Source organism: Vibrio coralliilyticus ATCC BAA-450 (assembly GCF_000176135.1).
GTDB lineage: Bacteria > Pseudomonadota > Gammaproteobacteria > Enterobacterales > Vibrionaceae > Vibrio > Vibrio coralliilyticus.
In genome coordinates, this window is sequence record NZ_ACZN01000020.1 from 1 (window position 1) to 21,604 (window position 21,604).

General features: G+C 46.0%; 14 protein-coding genes, 2 tRNA genes, 2 rRNA genes and 1 pseudogene. 5 read left to right on the forward strand and 14 right to left on the reverse strand.

Annotated elements, in window-relative coordinates; all coding sequences use genetic code 11:
• The 11 genes from VIC_RS24840 to dusA form a co-directional block, all read right to left on the reverse strand.
• Nucleotides 1–2,054 (reverse strand): 23S ribosomal RNA (locus VIC_RS24840); the annotation flags it as partial.
• 291 nt (nucleotides 2,055–2,345) lie between these two features.
• Nucleotides 2,346–2,421: transfer RNA gene (locus tag VIC_RS24845), tRNA-Glu, on the reverse strand.
• A gap of 26 nt (nucleotides 2,422–2,447) precedes the next feature.
• Nucleotides 2,448–2,523 (reverse strand) — tRNA-Ala (locus VIC_RS24850).
• 58 nt (nucleotides 2,524–2,581) lie between these two features.
• Nucleotides 2,582–4,134, reverse strand: a 16S ribosomal RNA gene (locus VIC_RS24855).
• A gap of 552 nt (nucleotides 4,135–4,686) precedes the next feature.
• Complete coding sequence (locus VIC_RS24865) at nucleotides 4,687–5,463, reverse strand: phosphoadenylyl-sulfate reductase (protein ID WP_006963178.1); 777 nt, start codon at nucleotides 5,461–5,463, stop codon at nucleotides 4,687–4,689.
• Complete coding sequence (gene cysI / locus VIC_RS24870; RefSeq protein ID WP_006963179.1) at nucleotides 5,456–7,192, reverse strand: assimilatory sulfite reductase (NADPH) hemoprotein subunit; 1,737 nt, start codon at nucleotides 7,190–7,192, stop codon at nucleotides 5,456–5,458. Before cysI ends, VIC_RS24865 begins: the two co-directional genes overlap by 8 nt.
• A complete protein-coding gene (locus VIC_RS24875) occupies nucleotides 7,192–9,051 on the reverse strand; it encodes an assimilatory sulfite reductase (NADPH) flavoprotein subunit (RefSeq protein ID WP_006963180.1) in 1,860 nt (619 codons plus the stop codon). Before VIC_RS24875 ends, cysI begins: the two co-directional genes overlap by 1 nt.
• Nucleotides 9,052–9,177: 126 nt before the next feature.
• Nucleotides 9,178–9,408: a hypothetical protein gene (locus VIC_RS24880; protein ID WP_006963181.1), complete on the reverse strand. Its 231-nt coding sequence runs from the start codon at nucleotides 9,406–9,408 to the stop codon at nucleotides 9,178–9,180.
• A gap of 150 nt (nucleotides 9,409–9,558) precedes the next feature.
• The gene (locus VIC_RS24885; RefSeq protein WP_006963182.1) at nucleotides 9,559–10,233 is read right to left on the reverse strand and encodes a TIGR04219 family outer membrane beta-barrel protein; all 675 of its coding nucleotides are present in this window, start codon (nucleotides 10,231–10,233) and stop codon (nucleotides 9,559–9,561) included.
• Nucleotides 10,234–10,324: 91 nt separating this feature from the next.
• The gene (gene pspG / locus VIC_RS24890; RefSeq protein ID WP_006963183.1) at nucleotides 10,325–10,534 is read right to left on the reverse strand and encodes an envelope stress response protein PspG; all 210 of its coding nucleotides are present in this window, start codon (nucleotides 10,532–10,534) and stop codon (nucleotides 10,325–10,327) included.
• 170 nt (nucleotides 10,535–10,704) lie between these two features.
• Entirely contained in the window at nucleotides 10,705–11,706 is a 1,002-nt protein-coding gene (gene dusA / locus VIC_RS24895) for a tRNA dihydrouridine(20/20a) synthase DusA (protein WP_039952691.1), read from the reverse strand.
• Nucleotides 11,707–11,801: 95 nt separating this feature from the next.
• On the opposite strand from dusA, the pseudogene VIC_RS27105 reads away from it, so the two are divergent.
• Nucleotides 11,802–11,930, forward strand: a pseudogene (locus VIC_RS27105) (site-specific integrase); the annotation flags it as partial.
• Between the two features lie 277 nt (nucleotides 11,931–12,207).
• On the opposite strand, the gene VIC_RS24900 reads toward VIC_RS27105, so the two are convergent.
• The gene (locus VIC_RS24900) at nucleotides 12,208–12,498 is read right to left on the reverse strand and encodes an H-type lectin domain-containing protein (RefSeq protein ID WP_006963186.1); all 291 of its coding nucleotides are present in this window, start codon (nucleotides 12,496–12,498) and stop codon (nucleotides 12,208–12,210) included.
• A gap of 901 nt (nucleotides 12,499–13,399) precedes the next feature.
• Here VIC_RS24900 and VIC_RS24905 point away from each other — a divergent pair.
• From VIC_RS24905 to VIC_RS24920, 4 genes are all read left to right on the forward strand, one after another.
• Nucleotides 13,400–14,437, forward strand: coding sequence for a response regulator (locus VIC_RS24905; protein WP_006963187.1), 1,038 nt, complete (start codon nucleotides 13,400–13,402; stop codon nucleotides 14,435–14,437).
• A gap of 21 nt (nucleotides 14,438–14,458) precedes the next feature.
• Nucleotides 14,459–18,076 carry a response regulator gene (locus VIC_RS24910; RefSeq protein WP_006963188.1) on the forward strand — a complete coding sequence of 1,206 codons (3,618 nt, stop codon included), beginning with the start codon at nucleotides 14,459–14,461 and terminating at the stop codon, nucleotides 18,074–18,076.
• 166 nt (nucleotides 18,077–18,242) lie between these two features.
• A complete protein-coding gene (gene zur / locus VIC_RS24915; protein ID WP_029236218.1) occupies nucleotides 18,243–18,701 on the forward strand; it encodes a zinc uptake transcriptional repressor Zur in 459 nt (152 codons plus the stop codon).
• Between the two features lie 15 nt (nucleotides 18,702–18,716).
• A complete protein-coding gene (locus VIC_RS24920) occupies nucleotides 18,717–19,178 on the forward strand; it encodes a chemotaxis protein CheX (RefSeq protein WP_006963190.1) in 462 nt (153 codons plus the stop codon).
• Between the two features lie 50 nt (nucleotides 19,179–19,228).
• Here the strand turns inward: VIC_RS24920 and cysC are convergent, their stop codons facing one another.
• Nucleotides 19,229–19,846 carry an adenylyl-sulfate kinase gene (cysC, locus tag VIC_RS24925; protein WP_006963191.1) on the reverse strand — a complete coding sequence of 206 codons (618 nt, stop codon included), beginning with the start codon at nucleotides 19,844–19,846 and terminating at the stop codon, nucleotides 19,229–19,231.
• Nucleotides 19,847–19,856: 10 nt separating this feature from the next.
• Complete coding sequence (locus VIC_RS24930) at nucleotides 19,857–21,581, reverse strand: SLC13 family permease (RefSeq protein WP_039952692.1); 1,725 nt, start codon at nucleotides 21,579–21,581, stop codon at nucleotides 19,857–19,859.
• Between the last annotated feature and the right edge of the window lie 23 nt (nucleotides 21,582–21,604).

Below are 21,604 nucleotides of genomic sequence, written 5' to 3' on the forward strand. Positions count from 1 at the left end.
CACGGGGTCTTTCCGTCTAGCCGCGGGTACACTGCATCTTCACAGCGATTTCAATTTCACTGAGTCTCGGGTGGAGACAGCGTGGCCATCATTACGCCATTCGTGCAGGTCGGAACTTACCCGACAAGGAATTTCGCTACCTTAGGACCGTTATAGTTACGGCCGCCGTTTACCGGGGCTTCGATCAAGAGCTTCGACTTACGTCTAACCCCATCAATTAACCTTCCGGCACCGGGCAGGCGTCACACCGTATACGTCATCTTACGATTTTGCACAGTGCTGTGTTTTTAATAAACAGTTGCAGCCACCTGGTATCTGCGACTCCCGTTAGCTCCATCCGCAAGGGACTTCACCGACAGGAGCGTACCTTCTCCCGAAGTTACGGTACCATTTTGCCTAGTTCCTTCACCCGAGTTCTCTCAAGCGCCTTGGTATTCTCTACCCGACCACCTGTGTCGGTTTGGGGTACGATTCCTTACAATCTGAAGCTTAGAGGCTTTTCCTGGAAGCATGGCATCAATGACTTCACACCCGTAGGTGCTCGACGTCGTGTCTCAGCCTTAGAGAGAGCCGGATTTACCTAACTCTCAAGCCTACGCACTTGAACCTGGACAACCGTCGCCAGGCCCACCTAGCCTTCTCCGTCCCCCCATCGCAATTGTAAGAAGTACGGGAATATTAACCCGTTTCCCATCGACTACGCCTTTCGGCCTCGCCTTAGGGGTCGACTTACCCTGCCCCGATTAACGTTGGACAGGAACCCTTGGTCTTCCGGCGAGGAGGTTTTTCACCCCCTTTATCGTTACTCATGTCAGCATTCGCACTTCTGATACCTCCAGCAAGCTTTACAACTCACCTTCAACGGCTTACAGAACGCTCCCCTACCCAATACATAAAATGCATTGCCGCAGCTTCGGTTTACAGCTTAGCCCCGTTACATCTTCCGCGCAGGCCGACTCGACTAGTGAGCTATTACGCTTTCTTTAAATGATGGCTGCTTCTAAGCCAACATCCTAGCTGTCTAAGCCTTCCCACATCGTTTCCCACTTAGCTGTAATTTGGGACCTTAGCTGGCGGTCTGGGTTGTTTCCCTCTCCACGACGGACGTTAGCACCCGCCGTGTGTCTCCCGGATAGTACTTACTGGTATTCGGAGTTTGCAAAGGGTTGGTAAGTCGGGATGACCCCCTAGCCTTAACAGTGCTCTACCCCCAGTAGTATTCGTCCGAGGCTCTACCTAAATAGATTTCGGGGAGAACCAGCTATCTCCAGGTTTGATTGGCCTTTCACCCCTAGCCACAAGTCATCCGCTAATTTTTCAACATTAGTCGGTTCGGTCCTCCAGTTGATGTTACTCAACCTTCAACCTGCCCATGGCTAGATCACCTGGTTTCGGGTCTATATCCAGCAACTCGACGCCCAGTTAAGACTCGATTTCTCTACGGCTCCCCTAGATGGTTAACCTTGCTACTGAATATAAGTCGCTGACCCATTATACAAAAGGTACGCAGTCACACCACGAAGGTGCTCCTACTGCTTGTACGTACACGGTTTCAGGTTCTATTTCACTCCCCTCACAGGGGTTCTTTTCGCCTTTCCCTCACGGTACTGGTTCACTATCGGTCAGTCAGTAGTATTTAGCCTTGGAGGATGGTCCCCCCATATTCAGACAGGATATCACGTGTCCCGCCCTACTCGATTTCACCTAAAATGCGCTGTCGGTTACGGGGCTATCACCCTGTATCGCAGAACTTTCCAGAACTTTCACCTGACGCATTAAAGGCTTAAGGGCTAATCCAATTTCGCTCGCCGCTACTTTCGGAATCTCGGTTGATTTCTTTTCCTCGGGGTACTTAGATGTTTCAGTTCCCCCGGTTCGCCTCATTACCCTATGTATTCAGATAATGATACCTGCTTATGCAGGTGGGTTTCCCCATTCGGAAATCCCAGACTCAAATGACTTTTACTGTCTAATCTGGGCTTATCGCAAGTTAATACGTCCTTCATCGCCTCTGACTGCCAAGGCATCCACCGTGTACGCTTAGTCACTTAACCATACAACCCCAAAGGGTCTTTACGTCAAACAACCAAAGTTGTCTGCCATTATTTAAACATGATGCAGACTCGATTTTGCCGGACTCAAATTTCCAAGAACACTTGAATGTGTGTTGGTACCTAGTTCTTAGTAACAAATAGCTAAGAATTAGGATTTGAGAACTTTTATTGAATAACAACGCATCTCATAGAGATGGGGATTGTTGTTATTCGTCAGCTTTCCAAATTGTTAAAGAGCTAGATTCATAAATGAACCATTTTTAAAGATTCTTTTGCAAGAACATTTAAAGATGGTATCCCGTAGGGGAGTCGAACCCCTGTTACCGCCGTGAAAGGGCGGTGTCCTAGGCCTCTAGACGAACGGGACACTAAGAATTTCTTAATAGAAATCATTGGTGGAGCTAATCGGGATCGAACCGATGACCTCTTCGCTGCCAGCGAAGCGCTCTCCCAGCTGAGCTATAGCCCCTCTTTAATTTATATAAACCATCAATCTGTGTGGACACTTATCGTGAATAATCATCGTATAAGGAGGTGATCCAGCGCCAGGTTCCCCTAGCGCTACCTTGTTACGACTTCACCCCAGTCATGAACCACAAAGTGGTGAGCGTCCCCCCGAAGGTTAAACTACCCACTTCTTTTGCAGCCCACTCCCATGGTGTGACGGGCGGTGTGTACAAGGCCCGGGAACGTATTCACCGTAGCATTCTGATCTACGATTACTAGCGATTCCGACTTCATGGAGTCGAGTTGCAGACTCCAATCCGGACTACGACGCACTTTTTGGGATTCGCTCACTTTCGCAAGTTGGCCGCCCTCTGTATGCGCCATTGTAGCACGTGTGTAGCCCTACTCGTAAGGGCCATGATGACTTGACGTCGTCCCCACCTTCCTCCGGTTTATCACCGGCAGTCTCCCTGGAGTTCCCGACATTACTCGCTGGCAAACAAGGATAAGGGTTGCGCTCGTTGCGGGACTTAACCCAACATTTCACAACACGAGCTGACGACAGCCATGCAGCACCTGTCTCTCAGTTCCCGAAGGCACAAGACTGTCTCCAGTCTCTTCTGAGGATGTCAAGAGTAGGTAAGGTTCTTCGCGTTGCATCGAATTAAACCACATGCTCCACCGCTTGTGCGGGCCCCCGTCAATTCATTTGAGTTTTAATCTTGCGACCGTACTCCCCAGGCGGTCTACTTAACGCGTTAGCTCCGAAAGCCACGGCTCAAGGCCACAACCTCCAAGTAGACATCGTTTACGGCGTGGACTACCAGGGTATCTAATCCTGTTTGCTCCCCACGCTTTCGCATCTGAGTGTCAGTATCTGTCCAGGGGGCCGCCTTCGCCACCGGTATTCCTTCAGATCTCTACGCATTTCACCGCTACACCTGAAATTCTACCCCCCTCTACAGTACTCTAGTCTGCCAGTTTCAAATGCAATTCCGAGGTTGAGCCCCGGGCTTTCACATCTGACTTAACAAACCACCTGCATGCGCTTTACGCCCAGTAATTCCGATTAACGCTCGCACCCTCCGTATTACCGCGGCTGCTGGCACGGAGTTAGCCGGTGCTTCTTCTGCAGCTAACGTCAAACGAATGCGCTATTAACACACCCGCCTTCCTCACTGCTGAAAGTACTTTACAACCCGAGAGCCTTCTTCATACACGCGGCATGGCTGCATCAGGCTTGCGCCCATTGTGCAATATTCCCCACTGCTGCCTCCCGTAGGAGTCTGGACCGTGTCTAAGTTCCAGTGTGGCTGATCATCCTCTCAGACCAGCTAGGGATCGTCGCCTTGGTGAGCCATTACCTCACCAACTAGCTAATCCCACCTGGGCATATCCTGACGCGAGAGGCCCGAAGGTCCCCCTCTTTGAGCCGAAGCTATTATGCGGTATTAGCCATCGTTTCCAATGGTTATCCCCCACATCAGGGCAATTTCCCAGGCATTACTCACCCGTCCGCCGCTCGACGCCGTTATCCTTCCCCGAAGGTTCAGACAACTCGTTTCCGCTCGACTTGCATGTGTTAGGCCTGCCGCCAGCGTTCAATCTGAGCCATGATCAAACTCTTCAATTTAAGATTTTGTCGGCTCAATGAATACTGAACATTACATAAGTAATGTTTGAATTGACTGTGCTGAATCCGAAGATTCAATGGTCACTTCGTATCATTGAAACCTAATTTGATACCGAAATATCGAATTGGATTATCATCAACGAGTGCCCACACAGATTGATAGGTTTATATTTTTAAAGAGCGTTCTTCTTTGTGACTCACATCACTTCGGAAGAGGCGGCCATTCTAGCGAGATAAACTGAAGTGTCAAACACTTTTTTAAAATTTATTTCATTTTCTTTTTGGCCTATCGATTTGGCTTGGAACCCTTGTGAGCCCTTGCCCTGTCGACAAGGAGGCATTATAGAGATCGGCATCACATTGGCAAGCGATATTTTGAAAAAATTGCAAAAATAACGCTTAACCGCCCAATATTCATCCAAAGCTTTATTTATCCCTATTTACTCATAATATGCTCATAGCTTAACCACAGAGTTATCCACATAACATAGCCTAAGGCGCATAAAAAAGACCGCCAAAGCGGTCTTTCTACACTAATGCTTCAAAATAAAGCTAAATACCTGAGCCATCTTGCTCGCTGTCATCCTCATGGAGCCCACATTCTCGTTTAAGACCAAAGAACCGAGTTTCCTCTTCACTCATTCCAGGTTCCCATTTTTTGGTTGTATGAGTGTCGCCAATCGACAAATACCCTTCATCACGTAATGGGTGGTAAGGCAAACCATGTTGCTCTAGATAGTAGTGTACGTCTTTGTTTGTCCAATCAATGATCGGCAGAAACTTAAACACGCCATTTTGAATCGTCAGGATTGGCAGGTTTGCTCGAGACTTAGATTGCTCACGGCGCAGTCCTGAAAACCAAGTACCCACTCTAAGTTCATCCAAAGCGCGACGCATAGGTTCCACTTTGTTTAAGCGATTGTACTTTTCAATTCCCTCTATACCTTGATCCCACAATTTACCGTAACTTGCCTCCTGCCATGCGGCGCTCTGTTTTGCACGATAGACTTGCAGGTTAAGGTTAAGCTTTTCCGTGAGGCCATCAATAAACCGGTAAGTTTCAGGGAAAAGATAGCCAGTATCTGTCAATATGACCGGGATATCAGGCTTAACCTGCGTGACTAAATGCAACATCACCGCAGCCTGCATGCCAAAACTTGAGGAAACAGCGTGTGTTCCTTCCAGATTTTCTATCGCCCAAGAGACTCTTTCCTGAGCCGTTAGCTTTTCGAGCTCTATGTTAATTTCCGCAAGACGAAGAATTTGCTCCGTCTTCGTTGCCGTTAAGAGCTCTGCTAACTTCGGTTTTGAAGCCACAGAGTTAAGCATAAAAGTCCCTCTTGGAAACAAATACTTCATCGATAATGCCAGCTCTGATCGTGAAGTCACCAAAGCACTCACCGTCGTTACGCTCTTTGGCCCATCGACCGACTAGCTGATCGATTTCTTCAAGAATCTGTTTATCAGTAATGTTTTCTTTATACATCTTAGGTACGCGTGTACCGCCACGGTTACCACCTAGGTGCAAGTTGTAACGGCCAGGTGCTTTACCTACCAGACCAATTTCCGCCAACATCGCACGGCCACAGCCATTCGGACAGCCTGTCACACGTAAGATAATGTTGTCTTCTTCTGGTAAGCCGTGCTTTTTGAGAATACCTTCAACGTCCGTAACAAACTCTGGCAAGAATCGTTCAGCTTCAGCCATTGCCAGCGGACAGGTTGGGAACGCAACACACGCCATTGAATTCTTACGCTGCTCACTAACGGTTTCTTCCATCAAACCATGCTCAACAGCGATTTTCTCAATTTTCGCTTTGTTGTTCTTGGAGACTCCAGCAACAATCAGGTTCTGGTTCGCCGTCATGCGGAAATCCCCTTTGTGGATTTTCGCTATCTCAGCCACACCTGTTTTAAGAGGCTTACCCGGATAATCCAGCAAGCGACCGTTTTCTATAAATAGAGTCAGGTGATGCTTTCCGTCGATCCCTTCGACCCAGCCGACTCGATCGCCACGTTCAGTAAATTCATACGGACGGCTTTCTTCAAATGCCACTCCAGCACGTTTTTCCACCTCTGCTTTAAAAACATCGCTGCCCACTCGATCGAGCGTGTATTTGGTTTTGGCATTTTTACGATTTGAGCGATTACCCCAATCCCGCTGGGTAGTGACGACTGCTGCTGCAACATCTAGCGTTTTCTCCAGAGGGATAAATCCGAAATCATCGGCACGTCTTGGATAAGTAGATGTATCACCATGAGTCATGGCTAGGCCACCGCCCACCAATACGTTAAAGCCCACCAGCTTGCCATCTTCAGCAATCGCGACAAAGTTAAGGTCATTCGCGTGTACATCGACATCATTTTGTGGCGGTATCACAACGGTAGTTTTGAACTTACGTGGTAAGTAGTTGCTACCCAGAATTGGTTCATCATCCTGAGTCGTCTCTACCTTATCGCCATCCAACCAGATTTCTGCGTACGCTTTGGTCTTAGGCAAAAGATGCTCACTGATCTTCTTCGCCCACTCGTACGCTTCTTGGTGTAGCTCCGATTCAACCGGGTTTGTGGTACACAGTACATTACGATTCACGTCACCCGCTGTTGCAATGGAGTCGATACCAATGCTGTTAAGCGTCTGGTGCATCAATTTGATATTTGGCTTTAACACACCGTGGAACTGAAACGTCTGACGCGTCGTTAGACGAATACTTCCATACAGAGAGTGATCTGTTGCGAACTTATCAATCGCTAACCACTGTTCCGGTTTGATAATCCCGCCTGGCATACGTGCACGTAACATCACGTTATGCAGTGGTTCCAATTTCTGTTTGGTACGCTCATTGCGGATATCACGATCGTCCTGCTGATACATGCCATGGAAACGAATCAGCTGGAAGTTATCTGCAGTAAAGCCACCGGTAATACGATCTTGCAGATCTTGCTCAATCGTGCCACGTAGGAAATTACTTTCTCTTTTCAGACGCTCGTTATCCGCAAGGGGCCCTAACTCTTCGCCCAAGACAACCTGTTTATTATTTTCGGTAGAAGCACTCATTAGTAAACATCCCTTTGGTAACGTTTCGCTTTGCGGAGTTCATTGATAAATTCTTCGGCATCATCACGTGATAGTTTGCCGTGCTGCTCTGCGACATGAATCAGCGCTTCATGGACATCTTTCGCCATCCGTGTCGCATCACCACAGACATAGATGTATGCCCCTTCCTGAATCCATTGCCATACTTGTTCAGCGTTTTCCAGAATGCGATGTTGCACGTAGACTTTTTCTGCTTGGTCACGGCTAAAGGCCACATCAAGACGATTCAGCAAGCCTGACTTCAGGTACTTCTGCCATTCAACCTGATAGAGGAAATCTTGGGTAAAGGTGCGGTCACCAAAGAATAGCCAGTTCTTACCATCAGCTCCTCGGTCATCACGCTCTTGGATAAAGCTTCTGAACGGGGCAATACCAGTACCTGGGCCAATCATGATGACAGAGGTATTGTCATCCTGCGGTAGTTTGAAGTTATTGTTGTGCTCAACGAACACTTTCACTTCGCCGCCTTCTTCTAAACGATGAGAAAGGAAGCTAGACGCACCACCAAAACGCTTTTCATCTCCCTTGTCATATTCAACAAGGCCAACCGTTAGATGGACTTCTTCGTCCACTTCACTCTGACTAGAAGCAATAGAATAGAGGCGAGGGGTCAATCGGCGCAGCAAACCAACCAGTTCTTCAGCGGATAGTTTGGTTTTCTTTTCAGCCAAAACATCGACCACTTGGGTGTTGGTCGCGTATTCGCGTAGCTTGTCTTTATCTTCCACCAGTTTGAGTAGTTTCTTGCTACCCGATAGCTCTGCAAATTTAGTGACAAGCTGAGGGTTTGCTGACGTTATCTCGTACTTACTTACTAGCGCACTGTGGATGGAAATGCTCTCACCATCAACATCAATACTTTCCACACCTGACAAGCCTGCTTTGGCTAAGATCGCATTCGCAAGGTCTGAGCTGTTCTCGAACCACACACCAAGTGCATCACCCGGCTGATATGTCAGACCTGAGCCATCCAAATCGATCTCGACATGGCGGACATCTTTACCTGAATCCCGACCAGTAATCTTCTGGCTCGTGAGCAAGGTTGCTGTGTAAGGGTTTTGCTTATTGTATGGCGAATGGCCCGGTGCCGCTTGACCGACTGGTAGTTGAACGACTTCAGCTTCAGTACCTGATGCTAACGCTTCTTTGACTTTATCCAGTGCGTTTTGACGCCACTCACTCGCTGGCGCTTCGTAATCAACATCACAGTCAATACGTTCAATAAATGAGGTCGCGCCAAGTTTAGATAGGTAAGAATCGAAATCTTTACCTGTCTGACAGAAGAATTCATAACTCGAGTCACCTAGACCAATCACACCGTATTTCAGGTTTGGTAACTTAGGCGCCTTCTTAGACTGAAGGAATTCATGCAGCTCAATCGCATTATCTGGTGCTTCACCTTCACCGTTGGTAGAGGCAACAATAATGACGTGCGTTTCCTTGGCGAGGTTCTTTCCTTTGTAATCGCTGGCATCAAACAGCTCGACAGCGATTCCTTGGGCCTTGGCTTCTTGCTCCAGAGCTTCAGCAACGCCTTTCGCGTTACCCGTCTGAGAAGCAAAGATAATAGAAAGCTTGCCTGCCGATTTTGCGGCAACAGCCGCAGCTGCCTGACTAATAGGTGCAGCAGCACCAGTCGTTTGAGGCTGAGCTTGAGATAGCCCCCAAAAATAACCGCTGACCCACGCTAACTGTTGAGGTGACAGTTCTGAGACTGTTTGTTGTAGCGTATTCAGTTGTTGATCATTTAAAGGAGCTGCGATTGACGGTAGTTCTTGTGGTGTGTTTCCTTGAGAGGACACGTTCTTGTTCAAAGACATGGTCTCGACATCCCTATTCATTGCGTGATGATAGATTAACCACTCCCTTTAATAACAAGAAAGAATAGAAATGAATGTTTTATAACTTTTGGAATTAAAGAAAGCCGAAAGTTTAAGCAAGTTTGGCTACTTAGCCTCGACACGTACCTGCCTGAAGCCAACAGCCATCGCGGACTTTGAGGCCAAATCCAGATCCAGATAGTGGCACTCTTCCCCATGAGAATCAGTTAATAGCACAAAACCACCACGAGCATGGCGAAACTCAACAATCCAACTCCCTTCCTGAGCAGAAGGTTCAATGATGGCTTCAACTAACTGATTTTCTCTATAAAGATTTCTAAGTTCATTGATAGTCATGAGAATCCTTTCTCTGAAGTTATTGATAAGAACCCTTAATAAGCATGGTCGAAAGACAAAAAACTGCTAAAAGAAAAATGAAGATATAACGAATAGGCATAAAAAAACGCCACGATATTACGCAGCGTTTTTTGGAAAGACTCTTGCAGTTTAGAAACTGTATTCAGCACCAAGGAAGAAACCGTTCGCCATAATAAAAGGCTTGCCTAGCGTGCTGTCTTCAAGGGTTGGCTTAAATTCATCAGACTCAAGATCAATCACTCGGTAGCCCCCACGGAAAGTGACTGTGGAATTATTCAGTGGCATTCTATATTGCATACCTGCCATCAGGTCGGTGCTCTTAATACCACTGCTATCACCAAAGTTCATTTCACCGATGATATCAAAGTTAGTGTCTTGCACTGTGATTTCAGCGTAACCATAGAATGCCCACAGCAGCTCGTTAAAATCTTTAGTTTGGCCAGTTTCTGCATCCTTGTACTTTGTATTACTCATATCGCTAAAGGTAATACCCGCATCAAAGTGCAATAGATCGTGTTCCATCATTTGGTAGTAGAGCGTCAGATCCAGCTTATCAAATGCCATGAACTCGTTATCAACGCTGGCTGTTCTGATACGTGCATTCGGCACATACTTAATATCGTGCTCGATCGCCGCATAAATACTTGGAGTAACTTCTTTATCACGGCGGATTTCATTCACTTCTGTGTCCACCCACCATGCTTCAGCACCTACTTTTGCAACTACAGAATCTTCTGCCATTGCTGCTGAACTTGCCATCGACATCGCAGCTGCAGTCATAACCGCCAGTGCTGATTTGTTCATCTAATTTAGCTCCTGAGCTCATTGAGGTTCGAGATGTTGGAGCGATAGTATCACATTCTGCACAGCGGTTAATGTCAAATTCCTGCTCGGATTAACGGTGGCTATACACGTAGTTTTTGAAAAACCAAATACCCACAGCAATAACAATCAACCACGGGATAAGTTTAATCACCGCCCCGACCATACCGAGTAAAACCATCACCATCAAAGCAAAACCCGCCGCAGCAAACACCGTGAACATAGTAAGCCCCGTCACCAGCAGCGTTGCAATAAAGACCAATACAAAGATGAGTTCAAACATATCTTTCTCCTTAGTTACCTTTCGCTTTGCAGAAAGTAAGCCAAGTTAAAGAAAAAAACATAAGCATCTGATTTTAATAAAATAAAAAAGAGACACTTTATAAAGCGTCTCTTTTATTGATTATCTTAGTTGGTTAAATTCACCAACCAAATACTATTAGGTGGTGAAATTTACACATTCAGCTCTTTAGGAATTTTACTCAGCGCCGTCTCTACCACTTCGATACCAGAGCCAGGCTTGTGAGCATTCTCACTAATGTAACGACGCCATTGACGCGCCCCCGGCATATTCTGGAACAAGCCCAACATATGACGAGTAATGTGACCAAGATACGCCCCTTTCTCCAGCTGGCTTTCAATGTACGGATACATCTCTTGCACAACTTGAGTACGCTTCTTAACAGGCTTGTCTAATCCAAAGATCTGTTGATCAACCTCCGCCAGAATATAAGGATTCTGATAGGCTTCACGGCCAACCATAACGCCATCAAGGTGCGTCAAATGTTCTTTGGTGTCATCAAGTGTCTTAACGCCACCATTAATAGCAATATTAAGGTGCGCAAAATCTTTCTTCAGCTGGTAGGCACGCGGGTAATCGAGAGGTGGAATCTCACGGTTCTCTTTCGGGCTTAAGCCAGAAAGCCAAGCTTTGCGTGCGTGAATAGTAAATTGATCACTGCCCCCCTTCTCGGAAACAATCGATACAAAGTCGGTCAGAAACTCATACGAGTCTTGGTCATCAATACCGATACGGGTTTTCACCGTAACTGGCACATCCACCACGTCGCGCATTGCCGCAACACATTCTGCCACCAGCAGTGGTTCTGCCATCAGACATGCACCAAAGCGACCGTTCTGTACACGGTCAGACGGACAGCCAACGTTGAGGTTGATTTCATCGTAGCCACGCTCTTGCGCCAATTTCGCACACGTTGCCAAATCCTGAGGGTTTGAGCCACCTAACTGAAGTGCCACTGGGTGCTCTTCCTGGTTATACGCAAGAAAATCACCTTTACCGTGAATAATCGCACCCGTCGTCACCATTTCGGTATAGAGCAAAGTTTCGCTCGTCAGCAGTCGATGGAAGTAACGACAATGTCTGTCAGTCCAATCGAGCATGGGTGCTATGGAAAAGCGGTTGGCCGCATATTTACTAGTATTGTCAGGTTTCATAAGGTGTTACTCGAAATCTTACTACCACAGCTATATATGAATATTCACGCCCACAGATCATAGCAATCTTGCGCTACTGCGATACTCATCATGGAGTGGTCAAAAATAATCCGGCGATTATACACAGAGAATCGAAAACATTCAGGAAAAAAGAACTCGCTCGAAGCTATAGATACAAACGCGTCCAGGAACCTGAAGAGCCAACAACTTTCAGCCAAAATTCGCACCAATATACGGAATGGCTGTACAGGTGATGTCACCGTAATGAAATCCTTCAGCCGTAACACTCGCGATAGTCAGCTCAGGATAACCAGTAACGTCTTTGGTGTTAAACCAGCTATGTATAAAGCCACCCAGTATTAGGCGGCCATTACGAAAGCACTGGATTGCCAATCGAACACTAATACCGATAGTAAATTTGTGTGGAATAATAGATCACAAAAAAGGCTTACTGCACGCACAGTAAGCCTCATTGAACAGAAAGCAACTAAGAGTTGAAGATTATTGAGTGATTGCAATAAAGTTGAATGTTGCGTCGTACGTATCAGCACTTAGATTTTCAATACTCAACGTAAAGCCACTTTCAGAAACATTCTTCAAAGAAGTTGCCACCGTATAGGTTTCACTTGACTCGCGAGACGTATCAGGTGTGACAACTACAACTGGTGTGGAGTCAAACAAATTACTATCGAAGTACACCTTAAATAAGCCTGCACTATGTCGTTCAGCTTGAAAGCCCTGACCAATTTCAACATCACCGTTGTAAGATACTTTTCCAATTACTTGTTTCATAACCTAGCCTCGAGTTGAGAATAATTAAGTTTGTTTGTCATCCTGTGACCATCAAAACTTAGAACAATAAGGTGAATAAGCAACAATACACATATCCAGTAAAAATTAGAGACTGTAAAGCATTCTTTACTCAAATTATTCAAGACAAAAAAAAGCTGGCCCAAAAGTGAGTTGGAGGCCAGCACCGTTCCATGAAGCAAATGAAATGATTGACAAATTACCCATAGGGACTTTTATCGTAGATGAATAAAATATGAAATCAATTTCATATTTTATTTTTCCTGTACACATCGCAAGCTTTTGCGTGCCGCCCCTAGGTTTAGAGTAATTAGCCCACACTCACCACTTTCGATATGTGATCTGGTTCAATCCAAACTATGTTTAAAATTCACGCAAAAAAAAGCTGGCCCTTGGAGTTGGCAGCCAGCGTAAATGTTTGAATTGAAAATGAAAGATACATGAATGTTACAGTTTCATATCGTCCCGGTTAAGGACAGATGCAACCATACGGTAAGGAAAATACTAACTCAAGTGCACATGAGAGGATATTTAGTTCAGAAACGATGTTTTTGCCGTTTTCACTACTCATCACACAAATCAGGTGGTATTTAACTGATTGAAAACATTAGATTAATATAAACAAACTTATCTATTAAGGCCTTGAGAAATAACCACTTTTGAGCTGTTCTCTACGCATTTCGTAAGCTCGAAAATGGAAAGTGTACTAATAAGGTAATCTTCCAAACTCTGAACAAGACTTTGATCAGCAAACTTGTACGTACATCACTGTTCAATGATTAGACTCATCTGATTAGCAGATTAACGCTGCAACTATTTATAAATATTCACTATTCTATCTGTTGAAACATATTAAGAGCGCATAGTAGAAGGATTTACGCGTATGGCCTCTGATCCATTAGACAAACCAACCATACTGGTGGTCGATGATATCCCAGACAATATCCATACTTTGTCTGGCATTCTTTCCGATGAATTTAAAATCAAAGCAGCCACCAGCGGCGCGAAAGCTCTCAAGATTGCCAACAGCTCTCCTCGTCCTCATTTGATCTTGCTCGATATCATGATGCCGGAAATGGACGGCTACGAAGTGTGCTCGATTCTAAAGTCCAACCCTTTGACTTCCGATATCCCCGTGATCTTTGTAACAGCCAAGGCAGAAGTGGTCGATGAGCAAAAAGGCTTCGAGATGGGAGCAGTCGACTACATTACCAAACCTGTCAGCCCACCAATCGTTAAGGCTCGGGTGAAAACACACATCGCACTGTACGATCAAAATTTGGCGTTATCGGTTCAAGTAAAACAAAGAACCGAACAATTGGAGCGCAGCCGCCTCGAAATCATTCAACGCTTAGGCCGAGCTGCTGAATATAAAGACAATGAGACAGGCATGCACGTTGTTCGCATGAGTCATTATTCACGTATTCTTGCTGAGCAGTTGGATGTCAGTAAACGCTGGGTCGAACTTGTCTTCCAAGCATCTCCCATGCATGACATCGGAAAAATCGGTATCCCCGATAACATTTTAGGCAAGCCCGGTAAGCTAGATGGTGATGAATGGACGGTGATGCAAAAACACGTCAACTTCGGCGCAGACATTATCGGAGAAAGTGATTCACTCCTGTTGCAAATGGCGAAAGAGATTGCTCTTTATCACCATGAAAAGTGGGATGGCAGTGGCTACCCTCATGGTACTCAAGGAGAAGCGATCCCTTTAAGTGCTCGCATTGTGGCCATTGCGGACGTGTTCGATGCCCTAACCAGTGAACGCCCATACAAAAAAGCGTGGCCAGTTGAAGATGCCGTGGCACTGCTTGAAGAAGGTGCAGGCGCGCATTTTGACCCCAACTTAGTGCCCATTTTCATCAGTCAGCTAGATGAAATCCTCAAAATCAAAGAATCCTTTAAAGACGAATTTTAAGTGCTTCGGCTAAGGTAGAGAATGAATCAAGTACAGAACTATGCGCTCGACTCTAAGCGCATTCTTACCGGCTTTGTTATTGCTTCCGTGATGTTACTGATTGCCGGTAGCATTGGCTGGATGAGCCTTAACCAGCGCTTTAATACAGTCGATCAGTACGCGAGTAATGCCCAGCTATTATCGACCTTAGACAGCGTTAAGATGCTCGAGCAAAGTTATATTCGTCTGCCTCAGGATGAGGTCTCTGATGACATTTATCGCCAGATAGATAAAGCTCAGACGTTATCAGACGTTGTCATCGCCAATGGTATTGATGCACAGATTACCGACTTGCTTGCGGATTATCGTCAGGACTTTACCCAGTACATAGCGCTCAGTCAGAGTGAAACCACGACTCGTGAAGAAATGACCATCATTGCCGAGGAGGCTTCCGATACCATTGATGTCATTCAGCAGTTGCATGAAGACTTCGTTGAAAACGGTATCATGAGTATTGAGGAGCTTAGAGAGCAAGTAGATGAAGATTCTGATAACGCGATTCGTGCCCACTGGCTTGTTGGACTAATAGCAAACTCACAAAACCACCAGAAATCATACGTGCTTAGTAAAGACCAACAGGAGCTTAACCAAGCACAGTTTGAACTGAAGAAAATCGACCAACTCATCACCTTACTCGATGGCAAGCTGACCGAACAAACCAGTGTGAATAAACTGATTCTGGTCAACAATGCTAAAAATCGTTATCTCACCTCACTCGTCCAGCTAAGAAGCTGGTCTAATATTGGTGAAAAGCTCCAGCAAAGCATTCTCAATCAAGTAAATCGTTCTGGGGACGAGTTGGCACGCTCAGCCACCGACTTACGTAATCATCTTCAGGATATTCTCCGAGCATCGCAGCAAGCCGTTTCCAGTACTCAAATCGCTATTAGTGAGCGTCTGGCTGTCAGCTCTAATCTACTTGTTCTTCAATCTTCAATCAGTGAAGCACAACAACTCGATCGCGACTATTCACTGTCACTTTCACCAACGCGCCAGCAGGCGATTGCTGACCAAGTAAATGATTATCTGGAATACTCATTGCGCCTTCTCGATAGCCTGTCAGCTCAAGTACCGACCGATGAAGAAAAGATCAATGTCGACAAAATACAAACACTGACTAACAGCTACTACACGCTGTTCAATCAATTAACTTCAGCACGCAGTATTACCTCACAGCAGATCGCCCAGTTGGAAACAACATACGAGCAGCTACAGTCGTTCATTCAGCCCGTTTACCAAGAACAGCTCAATACGGTAGAAAATTCCGGTGCGATTGCCAGCTATCTGGCGATTGGTGGCGGTATCTTTGTGGTGACTTTACTGCTGCTGGGTTTACTCGCAAATAAATCTCACGCAGCACTAGAGCGTTTTGCAGATAAGCTGGCATTAGCAAGAGATGACGCCGATGCAGCAAACAAAGCAAAGTCAGACTTCTTGGCTAACATGAGCCACGAGATCCGCACACCAATGAATGCCATTATCGGCATGAGCTATCTTGCACTCAAAACGGACCTTTCCAAGGCTCAACGTAATTACATTCAGAAAGTGAAGCTTTCCGCCGATTCCCTGCTCGGTTTGATCAACGATATCTTAGACTTCTCAAAGATCGAAGCGGGCAAACTGGATATCGAAAACGTCGACTTCCACCTAGAGAATGTTCTCGACAATATTTCCAATCTCGTTGGTTTACGCGCATCTGAACGCGGGCTGGAATTATTGATCCATATTGATCGCGACGTACCAACTGCGCTAGTTGGCGATCCTCTGCGTCTGGGGCAGATCCTAATTAACCTAGCCAACAACGCGGTGAAATTTACTGAACAAGGTGAGATCAAAGTTAGCATTGCTCTGGAAAAGAAAGACGGTAACGATATCACCCTCAAATTCTCGGTGACTGATAGCGGTATTGGCATGACACCAGAGCAGTGCAATAAGCTATTCAACAAGTTTACTCAGGCCGATAGTTCAACCACACGCAAATATGGCGGTACCGGACTTGGGTTGGCGATCAGCAAAGAGCTTTGTCAGTTGATGGGCGGTGACATTGGTGTCACAAGCGAACAAGGTAAAGGATCAACGTTCAGCTTCACCGTTCAATTAGGCGTAAGCCACGCGTTAAAGCAAGAGCAATTGTTGGTCCCGAAAGAACTCGGTCAGCTGAAAATTCTGGTGGTCGATGATAATGCCAGCGCAAGGCTTATTGTGGAAGATATTCTCGAATCCCTACAGTTTGAAACCACCAGCGTTACCAATGTTGATAGTGCGCTTGATGAGTTAGAAGAAGCCATCACCAACAAACAACCTTATGATTTGGTGATTTCTGACTGGCAGATGCCGGTCAAAGACGGCATCGATTTAGCTGAAATCATGTGGGACAGACTGGCAGAGCGTGAGCAACCAAAACTCTTAATGCTGACGGCTTATGGCCGTGAAGAGCTGACCGATGCCTTTATCAATCGCCAGTTAACGCCACCATCAATCCTCGATAAGCCAGTCACCTCTTCACATCTGTTCGATGCCATAGTGACACTTTATGGCGTTGAAGGCAGTCGTGTAAGCCGGAGCGATGTCGAAGAGCAGACACAACTTGCCAATGCCCAACAACTGGCTGGTGCTCAGTTATTGCTGGTCGAAGACAATGAGATTAACCAAGAGCTGGCCACTGAGCTACTTGAAGGCCAACAAGTACACGTCACAATCGCTGAAAATGGTCAGGTAGCGATTGATCTTTATAAGAGCCATGACTTCGATGGCATTTTAATGGACTGTCAGATGCCAGTCATGGATGGCTATGAAGCCACGGAATTTATACGTCAAAAACTGGATGATAAACAAATTCCAATCATCGCTATGACGGCTAACGTCATGGAGCGCGATAAAGAAAAAGCAAAGAATGCGGGTATGAATGACATCATCGCTAAACCGATTGATGTCGGTGCGATGTTCAGTACTTTGGCGAAATGGATTACACCTAAACATCCACAACAACTGGTGGCAGGAGCGGAACACTCTACTGGGCAAGTCCCCAATATTACCGGTCTTGATATTACTTCAGGCCTAACCCGTGCGAGTGGTAATGCCGATTTGTACACCAAACTCATTCTGCGCTTTGCCAGCACTTATGCCGATACCAACGCTGTAGAAGCCGCTGTCACCGACGAAGACAGTGCAACACGCAAACGCAATATTCACTCTCTCAAAGGGGTCGCAGGCAATATAGGAGCGACTTCGCTGCACGAGCTTTGCCAAGAGCTGGAGCACGACAGCACAAATCAAGACTTACGCCAAAGAATGCTTAAATCACTCACCGCACTGGTCGAGAATATCCACGCCAGCGAACTCCACAGTGAAAAGCCTGCAGTATCTTCTGCAAATGGTATTTTCAATCAGGATTTGTTTGATCAGCTCAAACAAGCCGTAGATGAAAACGACACTCAGGCACTGTCTATTATGGAAGATATTACATCAAGCTCTTCGGTTGGGTTGTCTGAATCTGACTTCGCCCAGCTAAATAATGCGTTGGAAGAGTTTGATTTTGACTTAGGGCAGGAGATTTTATCCAACAGAGCGCACAAAGTGAGTAATACCAATGCGCCGTAGCAGTATCGTTTTATTAACAGATAAGGTAACTTATAACACTCAAGGCAGATCCAGTTACCGTAACCACGATTCGATAGGTTAACTCACTGACTGTATTATCAGAAAATGCCTCTTGATAAACGAAATCCATCAAGAAATGGTATATTATTACTAAAGTCCAATGGTTATGGTGAAAAATTTGGACCACAAGCTAATAAAGCAGATTGAAGAAATGTGTGCAGCGCGGGGAGTAAGACTAACTCCTCAAAGAAAGAGGGTTTTTGAGCTAATTTGTTCCAGCCCTAAAGCATCAAGTGCATACGAATTACTGGAAGAGCTAAAGAAAAGTGAACCGCAAGCGAAGCCACCAACAGTGTATCGCGCACTCGACTTTCTCTTAGAGCAAGGGTTTATCCATCGTGTTGAATCCACCAACAGTTTTATTCAATGCAGCTCTTGCAATGCTCATAAGCACTACTCACATTTACTGATTTGCGACAAGTGCAGCAATGTTATTGAACTTCAAGATGATAGTTTGGTAGCCTTACTGAAGAATAACGCTGAAAAACATGGCTTTACGATCACAAACCACGTGATTGAATCTCATGGAGTTTGTCAGTCATGTTCAAATGAACAGACGGAATAAGAATAGAAGAAGATTATGCGCGCTGAATTTGTAAACCCGTTTTTAGCTTCTCTGATGAACGTTCTAAAAACGATGGCTTCTCTGGAATTGAAGCCACAGAAACCTCGAGTGAAAAAAGATGAGATTGCTCGCGGTGATGTTTCAGGTTTAATTGGGATGGTAGGTCAGCAGACACGCGGTTCTATGTCTATCACATTTGATGAAAATCTGGCTCTGGAAATCATGCAGAACATGTTAGGTGAACGCCCTAACGGTCTAAATGACGAAATTACCGACATGGTGGGTGAAATCACTAACATGGTCGCTGGTGGCGCAAAACGTATCCTTTCTGAAAGCGGCTTCGATTTCGATATGGCAACGCCAATCGTAGTATCAGGTAAGGGCCACACTATCCGCCACAAATGTGAAGGCGCGATCATCATCATGCCATTCACATCTCAGTGGGGTAACGCGTTTATCGAAATTTGTTTCGAATAACTCGCTCCTTACAGACAAAGAAAAAGCTTCCCTTGGGAAGCTTTTTTGCTTTATGCGATGATGTTTCTTTGCTTGAGCGCGGTTAAGCAATCTTCCACCAGCGCATCAATGGATTTCTCACCCGCAAGTAAGTCAATCTCAGGGGCTAGTGGCGCTTCGTACTCAGAATCAATCCCAGTGAAATTAGCGATCTCTCCCGCTCGAGCTTTTTTGTATAGCCCTTTAGGATCACGCTGTTCACACACTTCCAATGATGTATTGACGAAGACTTCGAGGAACTCTCCGTCTGGCAGTAAATCTCTTACCAGTTGACGCTCTGCACGATGCGGTGAAATAAAAGCCGACAAAACAATTAAGCCCGCATCAGCCATCAGTTTGGCTAGCTCACCAATACGTCGGATGTTCTCACGGCGATCTTGCTCGGAGAAGCCTAGATCGCTACACAAACCATGACGCACATTGTCACCATCGAGTAGATAAGTGTGATAACCCTGCTCTGCCAGTTTGTTTTCCAAAGCTCCTGCAACCGTTGATTTCCCTGCGCCAGATAAACCTGTAAACCAAAGCACAACCGGTTTTTGTTGCTTTAGTTCGGCTCTGAAAGCCTTATCAATATTATGCTGATGCCAAACAATGTTTTCATCTTTGGCCGGCGTTTCCGTGGTCATAATTCTGTCCTTAAAACGGGAAAAATTGAGGAATCAAAGCCAATACCAGCACCGAGTAAACGATGGAGACTGGAATACCGACTCTGACGTAGTCTGCAAGCTTATAGTTACCTACGCTGTATACGAGCAAGTTGGTCTGGTAACCATAAGGCGAAATAAAGCTGGCACTTGCACCAAACAGTACCGCCATAATAAATGGCATTGGGTCGACGCCATACCCAATAGCCATACTGTAGCCAAGTGGAAACGCGAGCGCAGCAGCTGCATTATTGGTCACCAGCTCGGTCAGTATTAGAGTAAAGAGGTAAGTTGCAACCAAAGCTCCAAATGCCCCCCAACCATTGAATGTTTCCATAAACATCGCGCCCAATGTGGCGGATAAACCAGAGGACATCATCAGCTGGGCGATGGATAAAGCAGAGCCGACGATCACAACGATATCGACAGGAAAACGACGTCTAAGCTCTCCCATCTGGATGACACCAAAAAACAGCGCCGCAAGAAGGAAAACCGACAAACCTTTAATCAGTGGGAAGACGTTCAGCAATGCAGCAGCAATTACGCCTGCAAACCCGATCAGCACTAGACTAGATTTATTCGCATCAAGGCGAGCGCTCGAATCCAAGTCATTCACCAAAACAAACTCTTTGCGGTGTGCCTTGCGCTCCTGCTCAAAACGTTTGCCTGGTACCAAGACTAAGGTATCACCGGCATTGAGTTCTATATTACCCAATCCACCCTGCAACCTTTCGTGGCCACGACGAATCGCGACCACAACTGCATCAAAGCGATCACGAAAATGGCTGGATTTGAGGGTCTTGTTACAAAAGCTAGCTGAAGAGCTCACCACCACTTCAACAAAGCTCTGGCCGTTAAGGTGGTGCTGACCAAACAGCGTCAGGCCTTGAATTTCCTGAAGTGTGGCAACGCTTTCAATATCACCACAGAACAATAAGCGGTCTTTGGCCTGCAAAACAAAATCCGGTTCCACCGATGCCATGGTTTTACCACCACGTATCACTTCCGCTAGGAACAGTTTTCTCAACGCACGTAGGTTGTTTTCACTGATACTCCGCCCCACCAAAGGTGAGCCTGGCTCCACAATCGCTTCAAGAAAATAAGGCAACTCTTCCTGATTTTGATCTTCATAGTTCGGAAGTAAATAGCTCAGAGGGATCAAGATCAACAGACCTGCTACCAGCACAGACAATCCGATCATAGTTGGAGTAAAAAAGCCAAGACTCGGGAGTCCTGCATCTTCTACAAAGCTGTTAATGATCAAGTTGGTTGACGTACCGATCAAGGTCAATGTGCCGCCAAGAATTGCCGCATAAGAGAGTGGGATAAGTAGCTTAGAAGGAGCATGGGACTGGTTACGCTTGATAGCGCCGATCAAAGAGACAACCACAGCGGTATTGTTGGTGAACGACGATAGGAATGCTGTCGACAAACCAAGCTTCGCAACAACTGTACCAAGCTTGCCCGTCGATAAAGAACGACTGACCCAGCTGATCAGTCTGGTTTTCTCCAACGCGCTGGAGGCAAGAATCAGCAACACCAGCGTTAACAGAGAGGAATTAGTAAAGTTAGTGGCAACATCGCCAAGTTCAATCATGCCAGCGAGAAACGCTATGAACGCCGCCCCTGCAAATATAAAACTTGGCTTAATTCGTGTTGTGATCAGGCACGTAACGATACCCAACAACACTGCCAACACGAACCCTTGCTGCCACATCATACTCTACCTGCTCCGCTCGG

Bases quoted from the DNA above. Each gene is read 5' to 3' on its own strand.
- VIC_RS24865 (WP_006963178.1), bottom strand. From the start codon at position 5,463: ATGCTTAACTCTGTGGCTTCAAAACCGAAGTTAGCAGAGCTCTTAACG.
- cysI (WP_006963179.1), bottom strand. From the start codon at position 7,192: ATGAGTGCTTCTACCGAAAATAATAAACAGGTTGTCTTGGGCGAAGAG.
- VIC_RS24875 (WP_006963180.1), bottom strand. From the start codon at position 9,051: ATGTCTTTGAACAAGAACGTGTCCTCTCAAGGAAACACACCACAAGAA.
- VIC_RS24880 (WP_006963181.1), bottom strand. From the start codon at position 9,408: ATGACTATCAATGAACTTAGAAATCTTTATAGAGAAAATCAGTTAGTT.
- VIC_RS24885 (WP_006963182.1), bottom strand. From the start codon at position 10,233: ATGAACAAATCAGCACTGGCGGTTATGACTGCAGCTGCGATGTCGATG.
- pspG (WP_006963183.1), bottom strand. From the start codon at position 10,534: ATGTTTGAACTCATCTTTGTATTGGTCTTTATTGCAACGCTGCTGGTG.
- dusA (WP_039952691.1), bottom strand. From the start codon at position 11,706: ATGAAACCTGACAATACTAGTAAATATGCGGCCAACCGCTTTTCCATA.
- VIC_RS24900 (WP_006963186.1), bottom strand. From the start codon at position 12,498: ATGAAACAAGTAATTGGAAAAGTATCTTACAACGGTGATGTTGAAATT.
- VIC_RS24905 (WP_006963187.1), top strand. From the start codon at position 13,400: ATGGCCTCTGATCCATTAGACAAACCAACCATACTGGTGGTCGATGAT.
- VIC_RS24910 (WP_006963188.1), top strand. From the start codon at position 14,459: ATGAATCAAGTACAGAACTATGCGCTCGACTCTAAGCGCATTCTTACC.
- zur (WP_029236218.1), top strand. From the start codon at position 18,243: ATGGTGAAAAATTTGGACCACAAGCTAATAAAGCAGATTGAAGAAATG.
- VIC_RS24920 (WP_006963190.1), top strand. From the start codon at position 18,717: ATGCGCGCTGAATTTGTAAACCCGTTTTTAGCTTCTCTGATGAACGTT.
- cysC (WP_006963191.1), bottom strand. From the start codon at position 19,846: ATGACCACGGAAACGCCGGCCAAAGATGAAAACATTGTTTGGCATCAG.
- VIC_RS24930 (WP_039952692.1), bottom strand. From the start codon at position 21,581: ATGTGGCAGCAAGGGTTCGTGTTGGCAGTGTTGTTGGGTATCGTTACG.